The sequence below is a fragment of the Marisediminitalea lipolytica genome, assembly GCF_001758465.1.
Classification (GTDB): domain Bacteria; phylum Pseudomonadota; class Gammaproteobacteria; order Enterobacterales; family Alteromonadaceae; genus Alteromonas; species Alteromonas lipolytica.
Genome location: NZ_MJIC01000014.1, coordinates 40,922 through 61,498, shown reverse-complemented (window position 1 = coordinate 61,498; position 20,577 = coordinate 40,922). Strand labels below are relative to the sequence as shown.

Below are 20,577 nucleotides of genomic sequence, written 5' to 3'. Positions count from 1 at the left end.
CTTTAAACGCGGTTATCGCCGCAACTGTAAGCCAGTATCTGGCTGAGTTCCTGTAAACTACGACCGCTTTGTTGTTGCCAGTCGGCAAAGGTATTAGCGATGGTGGTAAGGCTTTGTTTTGAAGTGAGTCCACCACTGATAAGGTCGTAAGCGCGGAAATAACCTTCGACATCACGGCTCAGCAAAAAGGTATCAATCCCCAGCGCTCGTAAGGCATAAGGACCGGTGTTGCCACCTAAACGCGCACCATGTTTTTTAAGGTGCGCCCATAAATCGATAATAGCTGCTCCGGTAAACTGACTGGCAAACTCACCAAAACTGCCGTGGGATAAACGAATGTCATTTAGCATCAGGGCGTTATCACGAATGGTCATCACCTTTTTGAGGTTTCTGACTATTCGCTTATCGCTCGCCCGTTGTTCCAGCATTTCATCAGACATCAGCAGCACTTTCTCAACCTCAAAGTTGAAAAACAGCGCTTCGAACTCAGGCCATTTTTGCTCAATAACCCGCCAGACAAAGCCTGACTGAAAGACTTTTTTGGTAAACGCCGAAAGTACCCTGTCATCTTTCAGCGCCGTTACCGCAGGGAGCGGTAACGGTTGACTGACAATAGCTTCAAGGCCATGTTCGCCGCCTTTACGCTCGGCAGCGCGAGCGTAAATAGCCGCAAAGGATTCGGCCGCCATTATGCACCTGTCGCCACAATACCATTGTGACGCAGCAAGGCATCCACCTGAGGTTCGCGACCACGGAACGCCACGAACAGATCCATAGGCTCACGGCTTCCGCCCATTTCCAGAATGTTATGCAGGAAGTCAGCGCCCGTCTGCGGGTTAAAAATCCCTTCATCCTCAAAGCGGCTGAAGGCATCGGCAGACAATACCTCGGCCCATTTGTAACTGTAATAACCTGCGGCATAGCCGCCCGCAAAGATGTGTCCAAAGCTATGCTGGAAGCGGTTAAATGACGGCGGCTGCACGACCGACACTTCATTACGTACCTGTGAAAGCACCTGCTGTACATCCACATGCTCGCCTTCTTCCATGTGCAGCTGGAAGTCAAATAAGCTGAACTCCAACTGACGAATCATTTGCATGGCCGCCTGGTAATCCCGGGCTGCCAGCATTTTATCGAGTAGTTCTTTAGGCAACGGTTCGCCAGTTTCGTAATGGCCGGAAATAAAGCCCAGCGCTTCTTCCTGCCAGCACCAGTTTTCTAAGAACTGACTGGGCAGCTCAACGGCATCCCATGGCACACCGTTAATACCTGATACGCCCGGCACCGACATTTGCGTAAGCATATGGTGAATACCGTGGCCAAACTCATGGAATAGCGTTACCACTTCGTCATGAGTAAACAGCGCCGGTTTGTTGCCGACCGGCCCGTTGAAGTTACAGGTAAGGTACGCCACCGGCGTTTGTAGTTCACCCGAGGTGCGGAAGCGACGAACGCGACACTCATCCATCCAGGCGCCGCCACGTTTTTTCGGACGGGCGTAAAGATCCAGATAAAACTGACCACGCAGGGTACCCTCGCGATCGGTGATGCTGAACAGACGCACATCTTTATGCCAGGTATCGGCATTTTCGACTTCGGTGATGTTAAGCCCGTACAGCTTTTCGACCACGGTAAATAAGCCGGACAGCGCTTTATGCTCAGGGAAGTAAGGCCGCAGAATTTCGTCTGAAATACTGTAACGCTCTTGTTTCAGCTTTTCGCTGTAATATGGAATATCCCAGGCCTGGAGTTCATCCATCTGGTGCTTTTCAGCTGCGAAGGCGCGTACTTCTGCCAGTTCTTTTTCTGCCTGTGGTTTGGACTTTGCCGCCAGGTCACGTAAAAAGCCGACTACCTGCTCGGTTGAGGTAGCCATTTTGGTTGCCAGCGAGCGTTCGGCATAGCTGGCAAAACCCAGTAAAGACGCTATTTCTGAGCGTAATGCCAGGGTTTCATTAATAATTGCGGTGTTATCCCACTCACCTGCATTCGGCCCTTGTTCAGACGCCCGGGTGGCGTAAGCGCGGTACATTTCCTCGCGTAGTTCGCGGTTATCAGCATACAACATAACCGGCAGATAGCTGGGGATATCCAGGGTGAATAACCAGCCTTGTAAATCTTTTTGATGCGCCGCTTGCTTCGCTGCATCAAGGGCTGATTCCGGCAATCCCGCAAGTTCAGCCTCATCGGTAACATGCCTGGTCCATCCCATGGTGGCATCCATCACGTTATTACTGAACGTTGAGGAAAGCTCAGACAAACGCGCCTGAATCTCGGCAAAGCGCAGTTTCTTTTCCTCTGGTAACGCTACACCCGACAAAGTGAAGTCGCGCAAGGTGTTATCAATCACTTTACGCTGAGCTTCATCGAGCTGTTCGTACTCTTCACTATCGCGCAGGGCTTTGTAGGCCTGAAACAACCCTTCGTGCTGACCTACCCAGGTGCCGTATTCCGATAACAGCGGCAGGCAGGCATCGTGGGCTTCGCGCAGTTCATCGCTGCTTACGACCGAGTTCATATGAGAGACCGGCGACCAGATTTTACCGAGAATATCGTCGGCTTCATCAATTTTGCTGACCACATTGGCGTAGGAGTAATCGTCACTGGCCACAACGGCCTCAATGGTTTGTTTACATTCTTCGATCGCTTTTGTGACGGCAGGTTTAACCTGGTCAGGCGTAATTTTAGAAAACAGTGGCAGGCCATCAACCTGTTCGAGTGCAAGTGTAGTCATAGTCGCTTTAGGATCCGTTGCCAAAATGGGTTGCATTAGTGATGGGGATTGTCCGTAAAAAAAACAAGCCCCGCTACTTGCGGGGCGTGTACTTAATACGTGAATTGTTCAATTTGGTTTACCTGCAAACAGCACCTCAGTTCACCTCGATTATAGCGCTTACGTTCGCGCGGGAGTTAGGTGGCCGGTTTACCTGTTTGCCTGCTCACTTCTTTTAATTGATAGTTACACGTTGCGTATTATCTGCCGGATTTGCCGGACGTGGGATAAGAACCCGTAACACACCGTTGTCATACCTTGCTACCACGTTAGCAGTGTCACCGACAGCAAATGGTAAGGCGACGACCCGCCTGAAGCTGCCTGTGCGACGTTCTTTAACATGATAGCCTTCGTCTGTTGTGGACTCTTGTTCCTGATTACGCATGCCTGAAAGCATTAAACGGTCTTGCTGAATTTCCAGATGAATATCATCTCTCTTCATGTCTGGTAAGTCTGCTGTTAACTCAAGGCCTTCTTTGGTTTCTTTCAGATCCAGCGCGGGCTGATTGCCTGTGGCATTTGCAGACCAGCCGGACATGGCGGGAAAACCAGCAAAGAAGTCATCAAAAACACGATCTATCTCGCCTTTCAATGCACCAGGGTGATTACGTCCAAACACACTTGGGAACCTGTTCATAAACCCTCCTTAATCGTTACCGATAGTCGCTAACTTTTCCTCCGCTACTTTCTTGCTTCCTGCACAATAAATATGGATGGCCGGGGGCTCACTTTCAAGAGGGCTGCTGTATAAATATTGCGCTGGATCAACCTTTTCACCCTGTTACATTTTCACCCTGTTACATTTTCACACCACACTCAAGCCTTTAACGCCGTATAAAAAGGCTGACGAATCAATAGTTTTTCAAAATCCTGACGGGACACAGCCTTGCTGTAAATAAATCCCTGAATCTTGTCGCATCCCATGGTTTGCAAACACAGCAAATCGGCCTCTTCTTCTACTCCTTCTGCCACTACTTCAATGCCTAACTTTTTACAACTGGCGATCAGGTTCTGAATAAACTCCTGACGCAGACTGTCCTGGTGTAAGTTATCAATTAAAATTTTGTCCAGTTTTAAGGTATCAATGGGCAATTTTGACAGGTAGGAAAATGAGGTAAACCCGGCGCCGAAATCATCAATCGCCAGGCGCACACCAAGCAGCTTGAGCTGCCACAGCAGCTCCTCCAGATAGTGGGAATTTTCGGCTAACGCCGTTTCGGTTAATTCGAGCTCGATAAACGAAGGCGGCAAATAATAATGCTGCAAGCGTTCACCAATAAACTCAACAATTCGCGCTGACTGTAATTGTTTTGCCGAGATATTAATGGCAATGCTGGTCAGCTCACTGCTGAAACGTCTGAGTTCACTGGCCACTTTGAGCCCTTCGTCCAGCACCCATTCGCCAATGGCTTCTATTTGTCCGTCAAGCTCTGCCAGTCTGACAAATTCAGAGGGCGGCACCCAACCAAAGCTGTGATGACGCCAGCGCAATAATATTTCACCACAGTCAATCATACCGTTATTAGCTTTCACCTTTGGCTGAAAAGCCAGCTTGAATTCGTGATTGCGTAACCCACTTACCACCTCTGCACTCAACTGCTGCTGGCGGCGGTACTGGCTCAAGGTAGAATTATCCAGATGCGAAACACTTACGCGATGACTGTCTCGCACGATGGTATCTAAAAGACTGTTAATGAGGATATCATGATCCAGCTGGGCGTCCTTCAGATGCCTGAAGCCAACCCCGATATGACAAAAGATGCTTTGCTCCTTAATTGAAAAGGTGCGTTGCAACTGCTGGCGCAACTGACAGCACAGCAAACGAGTGCTCTCAGTAGTTGACGCTTCAAGATACACAGCAAAGACCCCCGGCTGGGTGCGTTGTAACAGATGAGGCTGAGAAATCATACTCTGTAGCCGCTGGCCAATGTGCGCCTCGGTATCCAGGGTCGCTGCTTCACCATACGCCAGACTGATATCCGAGATATTCATTAATTTAATGAGCACCACAGACTCGTAATCTCTGAGTGAAGGTGCTCGCAGTACCTCATTAAAATCTGCCAGATGCTGAGCCGAGGTTTTACTCTCCAATTCACAGGATTGATTAAGCACCTGTACTACCTCATTGCGCAGTTCCAGTCGGTTCCAGGGTTTGGTCAGGTATTTAATAATCATCCCCTGATTCAACAACTCCACTGCCGCCAGTAAATCGCCCTCTCCACTAAGCATAAACACGTGGGTTTCCGGAGCATACTGATGGGCAAACCGAACCAAATCCACACCATTTACACCTGGCATTTTGTGATCAGTAATAAGCAAGCAGATAGCTTGCTGTCGCAGAATGGACATCGCCTTTCGGCCTGACGTGGTGGTAATCACCTGGCAATTTAAATCTCTGAGTTCCCTTTTCAGGGCCTGTAAGACCCCTTTTTCATCGTCCACCAGCAGTATTTTTACCGCCGCGTCACCGCTGGCGCTGTGTAAGTCTTTAGTCATGCGACCGACCTCTGATTGGGTAACCACAATCAATGATGCCGTGCTACCGATACATCTTTGACATTTATTTAGTCACAAAATATCACAATGTCACTATTGTCGCAAATTATACAAATTACTTAATTGCCTTGCTTTATAATTAATGCTATAACTGCAACCTGACTTAATTTTAAACAGCGAGGGCTAACTGTGAAAACATTAACATCCGGCGAAATTGCCGAATACTGTGACGTTAATCTACGTACGGTTATCCGGTGGCTGGAAAGCGGCAAGTTAAAAGGTTTCAAACTTCCGGGGCGCGGCAATAACCGGGTGCTGATAAACGACTTTATCGAATTCTTAGAACGCCACAACATGCCAATTCCGGAAAGTCTGAAGCCCGAAGCTTCACCGCTCATCCTTATTGTTGACGACGAAATGCCCGTAGCCAAATCTATCCAGCGGGTTGCCCGCCGGGCGGGGTATGACACCCTGATCGCTACTGGCGGTTTTCAGGCAGGCATGATGTTAAGCCAGCATTCACCACGAATTATGACGCTCGACCTGAGCATGCCTGGTATGGATGGTTACAGTGTATTGCAGTACACCCGCGAGCAGGAATCTCAAAAAGGGCTTAAAATTATTGTTATTTCCGCACTGGACGATAGCAGTCTGGAAAAGGCGAAGGAACTGGGAGCTGATGCCACCCTGACCAAACCTTTTTCAAACCATGATCTGACCCAGCTGTTTGACCAGTTTATGCAGGTCTGAACCCAGACTTTAAAGGGGGGAATGCCGTGAAGTTTTTATTTTCCATTCTGTTAGCACTATGCGTAACACCGGCGATAGCCAGACTCGATAACACGTCGAATCCCCCCCGAGTCTATTCTTTTGGCGTTGTGCCACAACAATCGGCCTTTAAACTGGCCAAAATGTGGACTCCCCTGCTCCAGCACCTGTCAGAACAAACCGGCATCTCTATCCAGTTTGTGACCGCGAAGGATATCCCCAGTTTTGAAAATGAGTTGGCCGCGGGTAATTACGATTTAAGTTACATGAACCCTTATCATTATGTGGTGTTTAGTGACAAGGCGGGGTACGTTCCTTTAGTCAGGGACAGTAAAAAAGGCCTGAAAGGAATTATTGTTACCCGCCATGACAGCCCCATAACATCCATTCAGCAACTTCAGGGGCTTGCTCTTGCTTTTCCAGCACCAGCGGCCTTTGCTGCCAGCATTATTCCGCGTGCAGAGATGAACCGAGCGGGAATAAGTATTGTTCCCCGTTATGTAAATTCCCATGATTCGGTCTATCTTAATGTAATCAAATCATTGTTTCCGGCAGGGGGCGGGATCATCCGGTCACTGGAACATTTACCCGAAGCTCAGCGCTCGCAACTTAGAATATTGTGGCAGAGCAAAACCTACACCAGCCATGCGATAGCTGCGCACAGCCGGGTTCCGCCTGCTCAACGCAAACAGCTGGTCGCCTTTTTTGCAGGGTTGTCGCAGAGCGAACAAGGCCGTTCCCTGCTAAAGCAATTAAACTTTAGCCAACTCGACGCTGCCACCGACAGTGACTGGGACGACATTCGAGAATTAGGCATTCATTCGCTGTCCAGACCGGATTACTAAGGTTTTATGATGCGTCTGTCTCTGCGAACAAAAACAATGGCAGGTACGGCTCTAATCGAAGCAACATTGCTGTTGATTCTGATTATCACCAGCCTGTCGTTTATCAACGCACTTATCGAAGAGAACGTTGTTAAACGTGCCGAGACTACCGCCAATTTGTTTTCTTCTATTTCCAGAAACGCCCTGCTTTCGTTGGACCTGGCCACCTTGGAAACGTCAACCGACGAGTTGATGACCAATCCCGATATTATTTACGTGCGTATTTACGACAGCAACTATCAGACGCTGGCCTCGCGCGAGCGTGAAGGCTATCAAAGCAGACCATTTATCGAGGATAACTCAGTTCAGGATATAGACGACTCCGTTTATGACATCAGCAAAAGGGTGACGGTGTCCGATCAGTTTTATGGTGAGGTGCAAATTGGCATCGATGTCGCTTCAGTACAGGCATCAGTTCTCACTATCCGCAACTGGATTATCTCGCTGGCACTGCTGGAAATGATGCTGGTGGCCCTCTTTTCTTTCGGGCTCGGTACCTATCTGACATCCCAGTTAAAGTCACTTCGCAAGGGGGCCAGGGATATGCTGGCAGCGATCCCAACCCAGCAGTATGCTGACGTTACGATACCTATTAAAGGCAAAGATGAGCTTGCCGAGCTGGCGCAGTCATTTAATACCCTGGTCGACACGCTGGCATCAGAATACCGCACGCGCAGTGAGGCTGAACAAGAGCTTATCGATTTTAATGCCTCGCTGGAACAAACCATTAAAGAAAGAACTCAGGCGCTCACCGACAAAAACGAAGAGCTGCTGTTATCAAACAAAAACCTCAAAGAAGCCCAACAACAGCTTTTTCAGGCAGAAAAAATGGCGTCAGTGGGTCAGCTCGCCGCCGGTGTTGCCCATGAAATTAATAATCCGGTGGGCTTTGTCAGCAGTAATCTGAATACGCTGAAAGACTATCTTTCGCTGTTTCAGATATTAATGGATATGGCTAAAAAGCTTAAAAGCGAAACCGAAGAAAGTGCACTGCACCAGCGTATCAGCGAACTTCAGGCCTTTTATACGCAGCATGATATGGACTTTATCAGTGAAGACGTAGGCCCGTTAATTGACGAATCAATTGAAGGATTACAACGAGTCAGCGAAATCGTAAAAGGCCTTAAGGTATTCTCGCGGGTAGATTCTGACGAGCAGCAATGGTTCGACTTAAACCACTGTATCAATACCACGCTCACCATGGTGAATAACAAACTAAAGTACATCTGTAAGGTCGAAAAACAATTCGCGGATCTGCCCAAGGTGTTCTTTAATTTAGGCAAGCTAACCCAGGTATTTACTAACTTACTCATGAATGCCGGCCAGGCCATTGAGGCCACGGGTAAACAAGGCGTAATTAGCATTGTTACGCAGCGAGAAGGTAACAACGTAAAGGTTCGAATTCAGGATAGCGGTTGCGGAATATCCCAGGAAAACCTGGATAAATTATTTAACCCGTTCTTTACCACTAAACCGGAAGGCCAGGGCACAGGGCTGGGACTATCAATTACGTATGGGATTATTCAGGAGCATGGCGGCCAGATAGTGGTGAGCAGTACGCCTGGAGAAGGGAGTCTGTTTGAAATTACATTACCCATAAACGGTCAGCATGACCAATCCCCTGTCGCCACTGTGTAGGGCAATGGTCGGGTGCATCGAGGTATCAATATGGTAAACACAGAACAGTCAGAAAGCCCCAAATACACGGTATTGTGTGTCGATGACGAACAGAATATCCTGCGTTCAATCAAACGTGCATTGTTCTCGTTAAAAATCGAACTGGTGCTGGCCGACAGCGGCGAACAAGCGCTGGAGATCCTGGCAAAAAAACCGGTACACGTGATTATTTCCGATATGAAAATGCCCCAGATGACGGGAGCAGAACTGCTGGAAAAAGTCGCCGAAAAATATCCTGATACGTTTCGGGTTGTGCTAACCGGCTTTGCCGACATTGATGCCACTATAAAAGCCGTTAATCAGGGGCGTATTCATCGATACCTGCAAAAGCCCTGGGACAACCAGGAACTCATCTGCACCATTGAAGAAGGCCTGGAACGGGTTAAGTTAAAAGATGAAAACGCGCGTTTACAAAAATTAACCCGGCTACAAAATGCTAAACTCAAAGAGATAAATAACGATTTGGAACAAACGGTACAAAAGCGTACCCGCCAGATAAAAGCCGCACTTAGCCGCATTGAAATGCGCAACCGGGCTCTGGAGCAAGTGCTGTTTAATGTTATTTCCATCAATCCCGATATCGATGGCAAATTTGCTATTGAAGTCAGTGAATTAACCAAAAAATTAGCACGCAAGTCGGGCTGTAGTGCCGAGGACATCAAACTCTTCGGCTACGCCAGTCTGATTGGCGAATTGGGTTTGTTAGGGCTACAGCCGGAAAACTTCAGACCCCCCTTTGCCAAACTGACCTATCAGCAGCAAAAAGATTATTTATCACAAACGCAACTGGCAAAAACCATACTGGCGCCAGCCGATCACCTGCAACCAATAAGCGAAATTATTGAGTTACAGTTTGAACACTATAACGGCAGTGGCCTAAACAAAAAGGTAGCCAAAGAAATTCCTCTGGGCGCACGCATTCATGCGGTAGCGCGGGATTACTGGCGTTTGGTGAGTGGACGGCTTAGTGCTCAGCGCCTGGAACCCAAAGAGGCTAAAGCTGAACTCAAAAAGCACCGAAATACCCGCTACGACGGCGAAATACTGGATATTTTATTGTCTGATCCCAACATTGATAAACCCAGTTACATCGAGAATCACCTCAACAGTGGGCAGCTTAAAGCCGGCATGGTACTGAGTAATAACCTGTACAACGAGAATCACATTCTGTTACTTCCCTCCGGGCATGTTTTTACCGAACACACTATTGCCAAACTCAAGCAGTACGAAAACGAGCACCAACGCAAGTTTGATATCGCCATTGAAAACGAAAATACCGAAGAGACGATTTAGCGCTGAACTCAGGCGCTGGCAAAAAAAGCCCACATCAGTGGTGTGGGCAAAATGGGAAGAAACACAAATGAAGAGAAAAAGAACTAGTTACTTAACTGGCCGGTAGCCGATTCAATGTGAGCACGAACAAACCATTGGAACTGCTCTAACTGCGCTAGCTGGCCAGTAATCATGTCTTCCGATACGGGATCTAAATCTGCCAGTGAGGCAATAGCACTGCGATGGTCCTCATTAACACCAACATACACTTTATCCAGCGCTTTCAAATGGTCGACAACCAGACCTTTACCTACCGGATAATCATCCCAACGACGACGATCTACAATAGATTTAGGCGTTCCTACTGGTACGCCACCCAAGGTAGCAATACGCTCTGCGATGGTATCCGTCATTTCGCGAACCGCATCTACCTGAGGGTCCAGCATTTCGTGTACACCGATAAAGTTAGGTCCTACCACATTCCAATGAATATGTTTAAGGGTTAACTGTAAGTCAATCAGCGCTACCATGCGGTCGTCCAACACAGCAATCGCTTCTTGTGCTGCATTATTTTTGATACCGGGGGCGGTAAATTCTGCAATTTTAACGTTGCTCATAAATACTCCTGTTCGTGAGTGAAAGCTGAATGAATCAACCTTCTGAATTTGTTCACTTAAGCTGTTGCATAGCCTGTGCCTGATTGCCCTTTAATCACGCAGCCCCCACCAGTACTGACTTGCAGAAACTAAGCCCGCCACGACCCCGGTTTCACTGTTACTAAAACGCCGGTAAAAAATGCAAAGATATGTAAATTGTTCAGACCCACCAGCAGCTTAAGTGTTAGGTTTGTCAGGAAGTGTTAATTCAGACTGATTTCACATTTATTATGAAAGCTAACACCCGCATTTCAGGTCAGATAGATTTCAGTAAAGACAGGCTTGATAACCTGCACAAGATCCATAATCAGCGTTATGATTAAACCTGATCTCATTGACCGGACTAAGTTTGTCCGGGGTTAGTAAATCATGCACAATGACAGCAAGACAACGACGAGAGAATTGGCAATGCAAGAGTTTGACTATATCTGTATAGGCGGCGGAAGCGGTGGTATCGCTTCGGCTAACCGCGCGGCAAAACATGGCAAAAAAGTACTGTTAATCGAGGCAAAAGCCGTTGGCGGCACCTGCGTTAACGTAGGCTGCGTGCCGAAAAAGGCGATGTGGTATGGTGCTCAGGTAGCCGAGGCCATTCATAAGTATGGGCCGGATTACGGCTTTGACGTGACCGTGAATAAATTTGACTGGTCAACACTGGTGGCCAATCGCCAGGCTTACATTTCGAGAATTCACGCTTCTTACGACCGCGTACTGGGCAACAATAAAGTGACCTTGTTAAACGGTTTCGCCAAATTTATCGATAGTAAAACCGTTGAAGTTAATGGCGAACAGTACACTGCGCCGCATATCTTAATTGCGACTGGCGGTAAACCTTTCCGACCTGATATTCCGGGCGCTGAATACGGTATCGACTCCGACGGCTTTTTTGAAATCGACGAACAGCCAAGACGCGTTGCCGTTGTGGGCGGTGGTTACATTGGCGTAGAACTGGCGGGCGTATTAAACGCTTTAGGGTGCGAAACCCATTCTATCCTGCGCCAGGAATTACCACTGCGCGGATTTGATGCCATGCTGCAGGAAACACTCAAAACGCTGATGCTTGAAGAAGGCATTGATATTCATGAAAAAACCGAGATTAAGCAGGTTACCAAGCTGGATAACGGCGATCTGGAATTAGCCTTAACCGATGGTAATACACTCACCGTGGATTGCCTGATTTGGGCGACTGGCCGTAAACCGAATACGGCGGGAATTGGCCTGGAAAACACCGACGTTGAAATGCGTACTAACGGCCAAATCGTGGTCGACAAATTTCAAAATACCAATATTGAAGGCTTGTACGCCGTGGGAGATATTACCGGGCAGCCAGAGTTAACCCCCGTTGCGGTAAAAGCGGGGCGCATGCTGAGCGAGCGTTTATTTAACGGCCAGACTAACGCACATCTCGATTACGATTTGGTGCCGACGGTTGTATTCAGTCACCCGCCTATCGGGACTATCGGCATGACAGAAAGCGAAGCCGAAGCGAAATATGGCAAAGATAACCTGACCATCTACCGCTCGAATTTTGCCGCCATGTACACAGCGGTAACACATCACCGTCAGTTAACCAGCATGAAGCTTATTTGCGCCGGTGAAGACCAAAAGGTGGTTGGCTTACACGGCATTGGCTATGCCATGGATGAAATTCTGCAAGGTTTTGGGGTGGCAATAAAAATGGGGGCCACCAAAGCTGACTTTGATGCCTGTATCGCTATTCACCCCACCAGCGCCGAAGAGTTTGTAACCATGGCGTAGCGCCAGGCTACCGACTGTTTAGCAACATGAAAAATGGCCCGTGATTGCGGGCCATTTTTGTATTTGTAGCAATGTAGCAAGGACAGTCACTATTTATAACAAGGACAGTCACTCGCTAGACTCATGGTCAGTTGGATTTTGCCTTTGTGCTGGCACAATTAACACACAACTTTTCTAGTTTAGTGAAACCGTGTGTCCAGACCTCGTAAAGCCCTTATCAACCTTGCAGATACCCCTTACTACCATTGTGTTTCCCGCTGTGTGCGACGGGCATATTTGTGTGGAAAGGACGAAATAACAGGTAAGAGCTACGAGCATCGCAGGCAATGGGTAGAAGACCGGTTGTTGTTTCTGGCAGAGGTATTTTGTGTTGATGTATGCGCTTATGCGGTAATGAGCAACCATACCCATGTGGTCTTACGCATCAATAAGCAAAAGGCCGATGCATTAAGTGTTAAAGACATCATCAGACGATGGCACCGGCTCTACAAAGGCATGCTATTGTCTCAGCGCTACATCGACCCAGCTCAATGCAATTCTTTGACTGAAGCTGAAATTGAAACCGTGACAAGCCTTGCTGAAATTTACCGGCAGCGGCTTTATGACATCAGCTGGTTTATGCGGTTGCTTAACGAATTCATCGCCCGTCGGGCTAATAAAGAAGATGAGTGTACAGGTCATTTCTGGGAAGGTCGGTTTAAGTCTCAGGCGCTCCTGGATGAAGCCTCTTTAGCCGCCTGTATGGCATATGTCGACTTAAATCCTGTACGCGCCTGTTTAGCTGATAAACCAGAAACATCAGCGCACACAAGCATTCAAAAACGAATCAAGGCAGCCAGGTCAAATCGACAACCGGAGCAATTACTTCCTCTCGCAGGCAATCCAAGTAATAACATGCCTGACGGCCTCCCTTTTCGGGTAGAAGATTATATTCAACTGGTTGAACTGTCAGGACGGCATTTCCACCCTGGAAGAAATGGGAAAATTGATGATTCAGCATCCCCAATTCTGCTCCGAGTTGGATTGGAGCAGTGTGATTGGAATAAGATGGTAACCGGGATCGAGACTGCATTTAAGTCTTCAGTGAGTGTTCAAAAATCAACAAATCAACGCAAAAAACATGCAGGTTCTGGTTAAATTAACCGGAACTTTTACGCATAACGTCGATTAAACGTTACTTCTCCATTCCAAGTCCCCGCTCACTGAGAGAGTGAACGACTTAGCACCAACAACAGAGATCTCTTTTTCAAACCAACAGCTTGAATTTAGCATTCTGAGATAAAAGTCTGTAGTGACTGTCCACATCGAAGAACTACTGTCATAAAGTGACTACTGACTACCGTGACTGTCCTCATCGAAGAACTACTGTCATAAATTGACTAGAGTGAATGTCCAAATTGAAAAGGGTAGGAGTGACTGTCACAAAATGACTCAAAATGACTAAAACTGCCTGTCGATGTAAACAGGCAGTTTTATCCAATGCGTACTATAGTTTCGTTAAGAAAGTAATGAGGTACGCAGACCATGTTGGGTGATGAAGTTATATTTGCCGATGATGAAGACGTTGAAAGTCAGCAAGAGGCGCTGACTGCCTGGAAAATTCTTGTGGTCGACGATGAGCCGGAAATACATGCCATTACCCGACTGGTACTGAATGACTTTACCTTTGAGCAACGACCGCTGGAAATCATTACTGCCAACAGCGCCAACGAGGCCAGACAAATTTTACTGGCTGATTCTCAGAGCACTATCGCCGTCGCTATTGTCGATGTAGTTATGGAAACCACCCAGGCCGGCCTGGAACTGGTTCGCTGGGTTAGAGAGAACCTTAACAACCATGTTATCCGGCTTATTTTGCGCACCGGTCAGCCTGGTGAAGCGCCAGAAGAAAGGGTGATCCGCGATTACGATATCAATGACTACAAAAATAAAACCGAACTTACTGCTCTGCGACTAAAAACCAGCATGTACGCGGCCTTGCGCGCATACCGCGATATCAAGCTAATTGAGCGCCACCGCTTGGGCCTGGAAAAAATAATCACGGCCACAACCAAGTTTATAGAGTGTGATACCCTGCCCCAGTTTGCTTCCACTATTCTTAATCAAATCTCGCTGCTGCTGGGCATCGAATCTTCAGATATTATTTGTTGTGCCATCTCACGGGATAAACAAAACGGTAATAAATATAAAATGCTGGCCAGTAACTTACAGGCGCAGTCTCTGGCTGCCATTCCTGTGAGTGTGCAGCACCGTATTGAAGACGCCCTAAATCAGCATAAAAGCATTCAGGGAAGTGATTATTTTGTTAGCTATTTCACCACCCGCCGGGGACTAGAAAACGTGTTGTATGTGGCAAAAAATGAGCCTTTAGAGCCGGTTCAACATCACCTGCTGAACTTTTTTGCCAACAACATCGCCGTCGCCCACGAAAACATAAAATTACGTGAAGTGATCCGGGAATCGCAAAAAGAACTGTCCTACATTATCGGCGAAGCGGTAGAGGTTCGCTCTAAGGAGACCGGTTCTCACGTAAGACGAGTGGCACATATCTGCGCCCTGATGGCCCAACATTTTGGTCTGCCAGAAACGGATATTGAAGTACTTAAACTCGCCGCTCCTCTTCATGATGTAGGTAAGGTGGCGATCCCTGACGTTATTTTAAATAAGGCCGGGCCTCATGATGAGCATGAGCGCGAGATTATGCGCACGCATGCCAAAGCAGGCTACGACATGCTGCGAAAAAGCACCAATCCTATATTGCTGGTAGGTGCAAAAATCGCTCACGAGCACCATGAATGCTGGGACGGCAGTGGCTATCCCAATGGCCTTACCGGCTGTGAAATTTCAATAGTAGGACGCATCGCCGCAGTAGCGGATGTGTTCGATGCCCTCGGCAGTAAACGCTGCTACAAAGGCCCCTGGTCAGAAGACCATATCCGCCAGCATTTTATCGAGCAGCGAGGCAAACAGTTCGATCCTAAACTGGTAGATTTATTACTGACCCATTTTGATGAATTCACCGCCATTCGCGCCCAGTACCCCGACCCCGAATAAGAGATTCTCAGTTTACCGCCAATCTTATCCGATGAACGGCAGCCTATTGCGGTAAACATACTTTATACTGACTGTTAACAACCCGGAGGCTCTGCGCCTCCGGTGTTAGTATTACAACAATAAAGACGATGAGAATAACAATGACGTTGACGACAACAATGTATCTGAAAAAGCAAAAATTAACGCACCTAAGCGCGGCTATTCTTACCTCTCTGTGCCTGCTCAGCACACCGCTGGCAGCAGAAGAAAACAGCGAAAGCAAACCCGAAGAAAAGTGGGATGTAACAAAGCCTCCTTATCCACTGCACGACCTGACAATTAACACCAACGAAACCACCTGGTCGAGTCTGGATGTTGCGCCAAACGGCGAGTATTTTCTGTTTGATATGCTTGGGGATATTTACAAAGCCGATATTGATGGTGGCAACGCCACACCGCTCACCCAGGATTTTGCCTGGAATATCCAGCCCGCCATCTCGCCTGATGGCAGCAAAATCGCATTTATTTCAGACCGTGGCGGCGTGTCTAACGTCTGGGTAATGGACGCCAATGGGGAAAACCTGCGTCAGATCACCAAAGAAAAGAACAACACCATTCACTCTCCAAAATGGAGTCCGGATGGGCAGTATCTGGTGGTCACTAAAGGCATTACTTCGTCACGCAGTATTCCAGCCGGCGAAATCTGGATTTATCACCATACCGGCGGCTCGGGCCTGCCAATTAAAGAGCGGGTGAACGGCCAGCGCGAACAAAATAATATTACCGACCCGGCCTTCTCCCACGACGGTAAATACATCTACTACACGCAAAATACCGTACCGGGCTATCGCTTTGATTATAACCGCGATCCGCTGGAAGGCATTTTTGCAGTAACCCGCTTTGATCGTACTACCGGCGAAGAAGAACGTATTATCAGCGGTACCGGTGGCGCAGTGGTACCAACACCATCACCAGACGGTAAATACATCGCCTTCTTGCGTCGCGTAAAATATGACACCGCCCTGTTTATTAAAGATCTGGCTACCGGCGAGGAAACCCTGTTAAGTCGTGAGATGGAGCGTGACATGCAGGAAGGTTTTGGGGTAGAAGGTTACTATGCCTATTTCGACTGGATGCCAGACAGTAAAGCGATTGTTTACTGGGCCGGCGGCAAGTTTCACAAAATTAACGTAAACGATAAGTCAGTCGCCAGTATTGATGTAGCGGTAGAAGCTAAGGTGCAATATGCCGATGCCCTGCGTTTTGATGTGGATGTAGCCCCGGATACCTTTAACGTTAAAATGATCCGCTGGTCGCAAAAATCGCCCGACGGTAAGAGCATGCTGTTCCAGGCCCTCGGCAAACTCTACGTAAAAGATTTAAAAAGTGGCAAAACCAAACGTCTCACCCGCCAGGATGAGCACGATGAGTACTATCCACGTTATTCAGCCGACGGTAAGCGTATTATCTATACCACCTGGAACGATCAGGAACAGGGCGCGGTAAGAATAATCTCGGCCCGTGGCGGTAAAGGCAAAGTGATTACCCCTGAACCGGGTCATTATGTGGAACCCGCATTTTCACCGGATGGTGAGTACATTACTTACCGTAAATTTACCGGTGGTTACCTGCTGGACCCTAAATACTCAGTAGAACCCGGCTTGTATGTAATGAACCTGGACAAAGGCGAGCCAGTAAAAGTAAGTAGCAGCGGCTCGCAACCGCATTTTGCCGGTGATAATGAACGCCTGTATTTTACCGAGTACAACTTCGAATCGCCCTATGGTGCAACTCAGTTATCCAGTGTTAACCTGAACGGCGATGATCATCGCACCCACTTGTTTGGTGCCGATAAAGTGGCCGAGTACCGCCTGTCGCCCGATCGTAAATGGGTAGCTTTTGTGCATCAATTTAATACTTACGTTACTCCATTTGTGGATAACGGTAAAAAGGTCACCATTGGCCCGGATATGTCTTCCATGCCGGTGACTCAGCTTTCAGACCGTGCAGGTGAATACCTTACCTGGGCACCAGACAGCAAGCGTGTAGGCTGGTTCCACGGCCCTTATTACTTTGAACGCACGCTGGAAGATGCCTTTGCATTTGCAGGCAGTAAAACGGCCGAAGAGTTACCGGATCCGCTCGCAGAAGGGCTGGATTTAAGCTTTACCGCCACCAGCGACAAACCTACCGGCTACAAAGCGTTAGTTGGCGGTACCGTGGTTACCATGCGTGACGCCAATAACAGCCAGGAAATCATCGAAGATGGTGTGGTACTGATTTTAGATAACCGCATTGCTGCTGTTGGCAAACGTGGCGACGTAGAGATCCCAAGCGACGCTATGCTTATCGACACTACGGGTAAAACCATTTTACCGGGCCTGGTCGATACTCATGCGCACGGTGGTCAGGGGCGCAACGAAATCATCCCGCAGCAAAACTGGATGCAATATTCCAATCTTTCCTTTGGGGTAACCACTATTCACGATCCGTCGAACGACACCACAGAAATCTTTGCGGCGTCTGAACTGCAACGCGCCGGTGACCGTGTTGCGCCACGCACCTATTCTACCGGCACCATTTTGTATGGGGCCGAAGGAATTGGCTATAAAGCCGTAATTAATAATTACGACGATGCTTACTTTCACGTCCAGCGCCTGAAAGATAGCGGAGCTATCTCGGTGAAAAGTTATAACCAGCCACGCCGTGACCAGCGTCAGCAGGTGCTGTGGGCAGCTAAAAACCAGCAGATGATGGTGGTACCGGAAGGCGGCGGTAAATTCCAGCAAAACCTGACCATGCTGGTTGATGGCCATACTGGCCTTGAGCACTCTTTACCTGTTGCCCGCGGTTATGATGATTTAACCCAGTTGTGGAAAGCTACCGACTTTGGCTATACGCCAACCTTTGTGGTGTCTTATGGCGGCCTGATGGGCGAGGAATACTGGTACGATCGCACCGAGGTGTGGAAAAACGAGCGCCTGCTGCGTTACGTTCCTTCTACCATTCTGGATGCCCGCGCTATTCGTCGCCCAACCGCACCGGATGATCAGTACAACCACGTAAATGTAGCCAGCTACGCCAAAGAGCTGCGTGACAACGGCGTAAGTGTGCACATTGGTGCCCATGGTCAGCGTGAAGGCTTAGCGGCACACTGGGAAATGTGGCTGATGAATCAGGGCGGTTTTACCCCTTGGGAAGCCCTGCGCGGCGCTACTATTGATGGTGCAACGCATCTAGGCATGGGCCAGGACCTTGGCAGCATTGAGCCGGGTAAACTGGCCGACCTGATGATCACCGATGGCGATGTGCTTAACGACATTCGCCGCAGTGAGTATGTCACCTACACCGTGATTAACGGGCGGGTGTATGACGTTGCAACCATGAACGAAATGGGTAGCAAGCAAAAACGTCAGCCGTTCTTCTTCGAAGGCAACAATGAAGCCTTTATGCCACAGCAAACCGCGGCCGAAGTAGAAGCGAAAGCCCACCAGTATCACTGGAAGCATACTAACCACTAGTTAAGCGCTCTTAAACGCCAAAAGCCGAAATCACAGGTTCCGGCTTTTTTCTATTGGTTTACAGATTGCAGTCTCTAGCTACCTAAATCTGCCACACGTTTGGCATCGAAAATTTCAATCCAGTAGCCGTCGGGATCCTTAATAAACGCGATATTATTCATACTGCCGTCAGACAGGCGTTTCTGAAATTCCACACCCAGGGATTCAAAACGCTCACAGGCGGCTTCGAGTTCTGGCACATGAAAACCAATATGGCCAAAACCACGGGGGTCGCTGTTGCCGTTGTGATAAGTAGTAGTTTCTGCTGTATCGCCCCAGTTGTGAGTAAGTTCCAGCATCGCCGGGCGACCAAAAGTTTGTGCTGTGCGCTCAACAGCGTCACTACTGATTTCAGAAAAATCCTCGCCAGTGGTTAGAAAATACAGGCTGAACTCCATCTCGGGAAAATCCAGCTTGCGCAGCAGCGTCATACCCATTACGCGGGTATAAAAATCCAGCGAGCGTTTGGGATCGGCAATCCGCAGCATGGTCTGGTTAAACACAAAACCATTAGTGGCTGGGTCTTTTGTTTCGCACAATCCCTCTGCCTGTTCAAAATGTCGGGACATCATTCGCCTCATCAAGTTTATTCATGATTAAATAAACTGGGGATGAAAAGCCATAACGCAAGACAGGTAATGAATTGGGGCTGGCTTTTGTGTTGGCAATCCTGTTTACATCTGTTGTAAGCTGATTTCAACCCGGTAAATGGAGAGCTTCATTGGCGAATTCAGTTTCAACTAAATTAACCGCATTTCTTGAAAAAGTTTCCCTTGCCCGGCAGCAGGCACTGCAGAACAGTATCCAGCCCACGCCGGAGATTGCTCGCACTAATATGCAAAACCTCTCGGCAATGAGTGGTGAAGGACCCGAAATTCAATATGTGTCAGACGGTAGCTTTTTTATCAGTGCCGCCACACGTACAGAAATCCCCTTTCGTATTTATTCGCCGGCTCCGACTCAAAAGCTGCCGGTGATACTTCACCTGCATGGTGGCGGCCATATGTGTGGTGACCTGGAGTGTTATGATGCCATCAGCCGGAAGATGGCAAAGTTTACCCATAGTACCGTTATCACCCTGGATTATCGGTTAGCGCCTGAACATCCCTATCCTGCTGCCATAGACGACTGCAAATTTCTGTTAACCCACTATCGTGAATTGCTGTCAGGTATACAATTTAACGATGAGATTATCCTGGCGGGAGACAGTGCTGGGGGCGCATTGGCAGCAACATTGTCAGCCTCGCAACAGAACAACGGACCACAGATTAGTAAACAAATTCTTGTCTATCCGAGTCTCGACTACACGATGAATCAAGCTTCTATAGACACTTATCAAACCGGATTCCTGCTGGAAAAAGCGGGCATTGCCTGGTATTTCGAAAACTACCTGCAACATGGCGAAGAAAGACGCCAGATTTCGCCCCTGTATATGCCTGCAACATCCGGGATGCCAAGCACTCTCTTAATTGTCGCTGATTGCGATCCGTTGCAGGATGAGGCTTATGCCTATGCCGATACCCTTAAAAATGCGGGCGTATCAGTGGAGTTAAAAACGTTCACAGGCATGGTGCACGGCTTTATGCAGTTAAATAGCCTGGTTGAAGAAGAATGCGCTCAGGTTTACCAATGGATGGATAAGTTTATCAACAGTTAAACCATTTAACGCGACTGTCTTCACCAGCCAGATTTACCTGGGC

The 20,577-nt window shown here is 48.2% G+C and carries 15 protein-coding genes; 9 read left to right on the top strand and 6 right to left on the bottom strand.

Going from position 1 to position 20,577, the window contains the following annotated elements:
* Nucleotides 1–2: 2 nt before the first annotated feature.
* The 4 genes from BFC17_RS11325 to BFC17_RS11310 all read right to left on the bottom strand — a co-directional run bounded on the left by BFC17_RS11325 (nucleotide 3) and on the right by BFC17_RS11310 (nucleotide 5,269).
* Complete coding sequence (locus BFC17_RS11325) at nucleotides 3–689, bottom strand: DNA-3-methyladenine glycosylase I (protein ID WP_070176598.1); 687 nt, start codon at nucleotides 687–689, stop codon at nucleotides 3–5.
* On the bottom strand, nucleotides 689–2,734 hold the full coding sequence (prlC, locus tag BFC17_RS11320) for an oligopeptidase A (protein WP_070176597.1): 2,046 nt from the start codon (nucleotides 2,732–2,734) through the stop codon (nucleotides 689–691). The genes BFC17_RS11325 and prlC overlap by 1 nt, the downstream gene beginning before the upstream one ends.
* Nucleotides 2,735–2,948: 214 nt before the next feature.
* Nucleotides 2,949–3,410, bottom strand: a complete 462-nt coding sequence (locus BFC17_RS11315; RefSeq protein WP_070176596.1) for an Hsp20/alpha crystallin family protein — start codon at nucleotides 3,408–3,410, stop codon at nucleotides 2,949–2,951.
* A 179-nt stretch (nucleotides 3,411–3,589) separates the two neighbouring features.
* On the bottom strand, nucleotides 3,590–5,269 hold the full coding sequence (locus BFC17_RS11310; protein ID WP_070176595.1) for an EAL domain-containing protein: 1,680 nt from the start codon (nucleotides 5,267–5,269) through the stop codon (nucleotides 3,590–3,592).
* 189 nt (nucleotides 5,270–5,458) lie between these two features.
* Between BFC17_RS11310 and BFC17_RS11305 the strand changes: the two genes are divergently transcribed.
* The 4 genes from BFC17_RS11305 to nosR are packed head-to-tail and all read left to right on the top strand — an operon-like array spanning nucleotide 5,459 to nucleotide 9,891.
* A complete protein-coding gene (locus tag BFC17_RS11305) occupies nucleotides 5,459–6,019 on the top strand; it encodes a response regulator (protein WP_070176594.1) in 561 nt (186 codons plus the stop codon).
* 26 nt (nucleotides 6,020–6,045) lie between these two features.
* Nucleotides 6,046–6,882: a phosphate/phosphite/phosphonate ABC transporter substrate-binding protein gene (locus tag BFC17_RS11300; protein WP_070176593.1), complete on the top strand. Its 837-nt coding sequence runs from the start codon at nucleotides 6,046–6,048 to the stop codon at nucleotides 6,880–6,882.
* Between the two features lie 36 nt (nucleotides 6,883–6,918).
* Nucleotides 6,919–8,559, top strand: coding sequence for a sensor histidine kinase (locus BFC17_RS11295; RefSeq protein WP_229680949.1), 1,641 nt, complete (start codon nucleotides 6,919–6,921; stop codon nucleotides 8,557–8,559).
* Between the two features lie 30 nt (nucleotides 8,560–8,589).
* On the top strand, nucleotides 8,590–9,891 hold the full coding sequence (nosR, locus tag BFC17_RS11290) for a response regulator c-di-GMP phosphodiesterase, NosR family (protein ID WP_070176591.1): 1,302 nt from the start codon (nucleotides 8,590–8,592) through the stop codon (nucleotides 9,889–9,891).
* Between the two features lie 83 nt (nucleotides 9,892–9,974).
* Here nosR and dps read toward each other — a convergent pair whose 3' ends face one another.
* Nucleotides 9,975–10,487, bottom strand: coding sequence for a DNA starvation/stationary phase protection protein Dps (dps, locus tag BFC17_RS11285; protein WP_070176590.1), 513 nt, complete (start codon nucleotides 10,485–10,487; stop codon nucleotides 9,975–9,977).
* A gap of 447 nt (nucleotides 10,488–10,934) precedes the next feature.
* On the opposite strand from dps, the gene gorA reads away from it, so the two are divergent.
* The 4 genes from gorA to BFC17_RS11265 all read left to right on the top strand — a co-directional run bounded on the left by gorA (nucleotide 10,935) and on the right by BFC17_RS11265 (nucleotide 18,838).
* Nucleotides 10,935–12,284, top strand: coding sequence for a glutathione-disulfide reductase (gene gorA / locus BFC17_RS11280; protein WP_070176589.1), 1,350 nt, complete (start codon nucleotides 10,935–10,937; stop codon nucleotides 12,282–12,284).
* Nucleotides 12,285–12,476: 192 nt separating this feature from the next.
* Nucleotides 12,477–13,421 carry a transposase gene (locus BFC17_RS11275; RefSeq protein WP_070176588.1) on the top strand — a complete coding sequence of 315 codons (945 nt, stop codon included), beginning with the start codon at nucleotides 12,477–12,479 and terminating at the stop codon, nucleotides 13,419–13,421.
* Between the two features lie 387 nt (nucleotides 13,422–13,808).
* A complete protein-coding gene (locus tag BFC17_RS11270; RefSeq protein ID WP_070176587.1) occupies nucleotides 13,809–15,338 on the top strand; it encodes a DUF3369 domain-containing protein in 1,530 nt (509 codons plus the stop codon).
* 140 nt (nucleotides 15,339–15,478) lie between these two features.
* Complete coding sequence (locus BFC17_RS11265; RefSeq protein ID WP_373287163.1) at nucleotides 15,479–18,838, top strand: amidohydrolase family protein; 3,360 nt, start codon at nucleotides 15,479–15,481, stop codon at nucleotides 18,836–18,838.
* 74 nt (nucleotides 18,839–18,912) lie between these two features.
* Here the strand turns inward: BFC17_RS11265 and gloA are convergent, their stop codons facing one another.
* Nucleotides 18,913–19,446 (bottom strand): lactoylglutathione lyase, encoded by a 534-nt coding sequence (gene gloA / locus BFC17_RS11260; RefSeq protein ID WP_070176585.1) that lies wholly within the window; start codon nucleotides 19,444–19,446, stop codon nucleotides 18,913–18,915.
* Between the two features lie 152 nt (nucleotides 19,447–19,598).
* On the opposite strand from gloA, the gene BFC17_RS11255 reads away from it, so the two are divergent.
* The gene (locus tag BFC17_RS11255; protein WP_070176584.1) at nucleotides 19,599–20,534 is read left to right on the top strand and encodes an alpha/beta hydrolase; all 936 of its coding nucleotides are present in this window, start codon (nucleotides 19,599–19,601) and stop codon (nucleotides 20,532–20,534) included.
* Nucleotides 20,535–20,577: the final 43 nt, after the last annotated feature.

Coding starts and splice junctions, on each gene's coding strand:
- gloA (WP_070176585.1), bottom strand. CDS start 19,446: ATGTCCCGACATTTTGAACAGGCAGAGGGATTGTGCGAAACAAAAGAC.
- gorA (WP_070176589.1), top strand. CDS start 10,935: ATGCAAGAGTTTGACTATATCTGTATAGGCGGCGGAAGCGGTGGTATC.
- BFC17_RS11310 (WP_070176595.1), bottom strand. CDS start 5,269: ATGACTAAAGACTTACACAGCGCCAGCGGTGACGCGGCGGTAAAAATA.
- nosR (WP_070176591.1), top strand. CDS start 8,590: ATGGTAAACACAGAACAGTCAGAAAGCCCCAAATACACGGTATTGTGT.
- BFC17_RS11315 (WP_070176596.1), bottom strand. CDS start 3,410: ATGAACAGGTTCCCAAGTGTGTTTGGACGTAATCACCCTGGTGCATTG.
- BFC17_RS11270 (WP_070176587.1), top strand. CDS start 13,809: ATGTTGGGTGATGAAGTTATATTTGCCGATGATGAAGACGTTGAAAGT.
- prlC (WP_070176597.1), bottom strand. CDS start 2,734: ATGACTACACTTGCACTCGAACAGGTTGATGGCCTGCCACTGTTTTCT.
- BFC17_RS11295 (WP_229680949.1), top strand. CDS start 6,919: ATGGCAGGTACGGCTCTAATCGAAGCAACATTGCTGTTGATTCTGATT.
- BFC17_RS11325 (WP_070176598.1), bottom strand. CDS start 689: ATGGCGGCCGAATCCTTTGCGGCTATTTACGCTCGCGCTGCCGAGCGT.
- BFC17_RS11265 (WP_373287163.1), top strand. CDS start 15,479: ATGACGTTGACGACAACAATGTATCTGAAAAAGCAAAAATTAACGCAC.
- dps (WP_070176590.1), bottom strand. CDS start 10,487: ATGAGCAACGTTAAAATTGCAGAATTTACCGCCCCCGGTATCAAAAAT.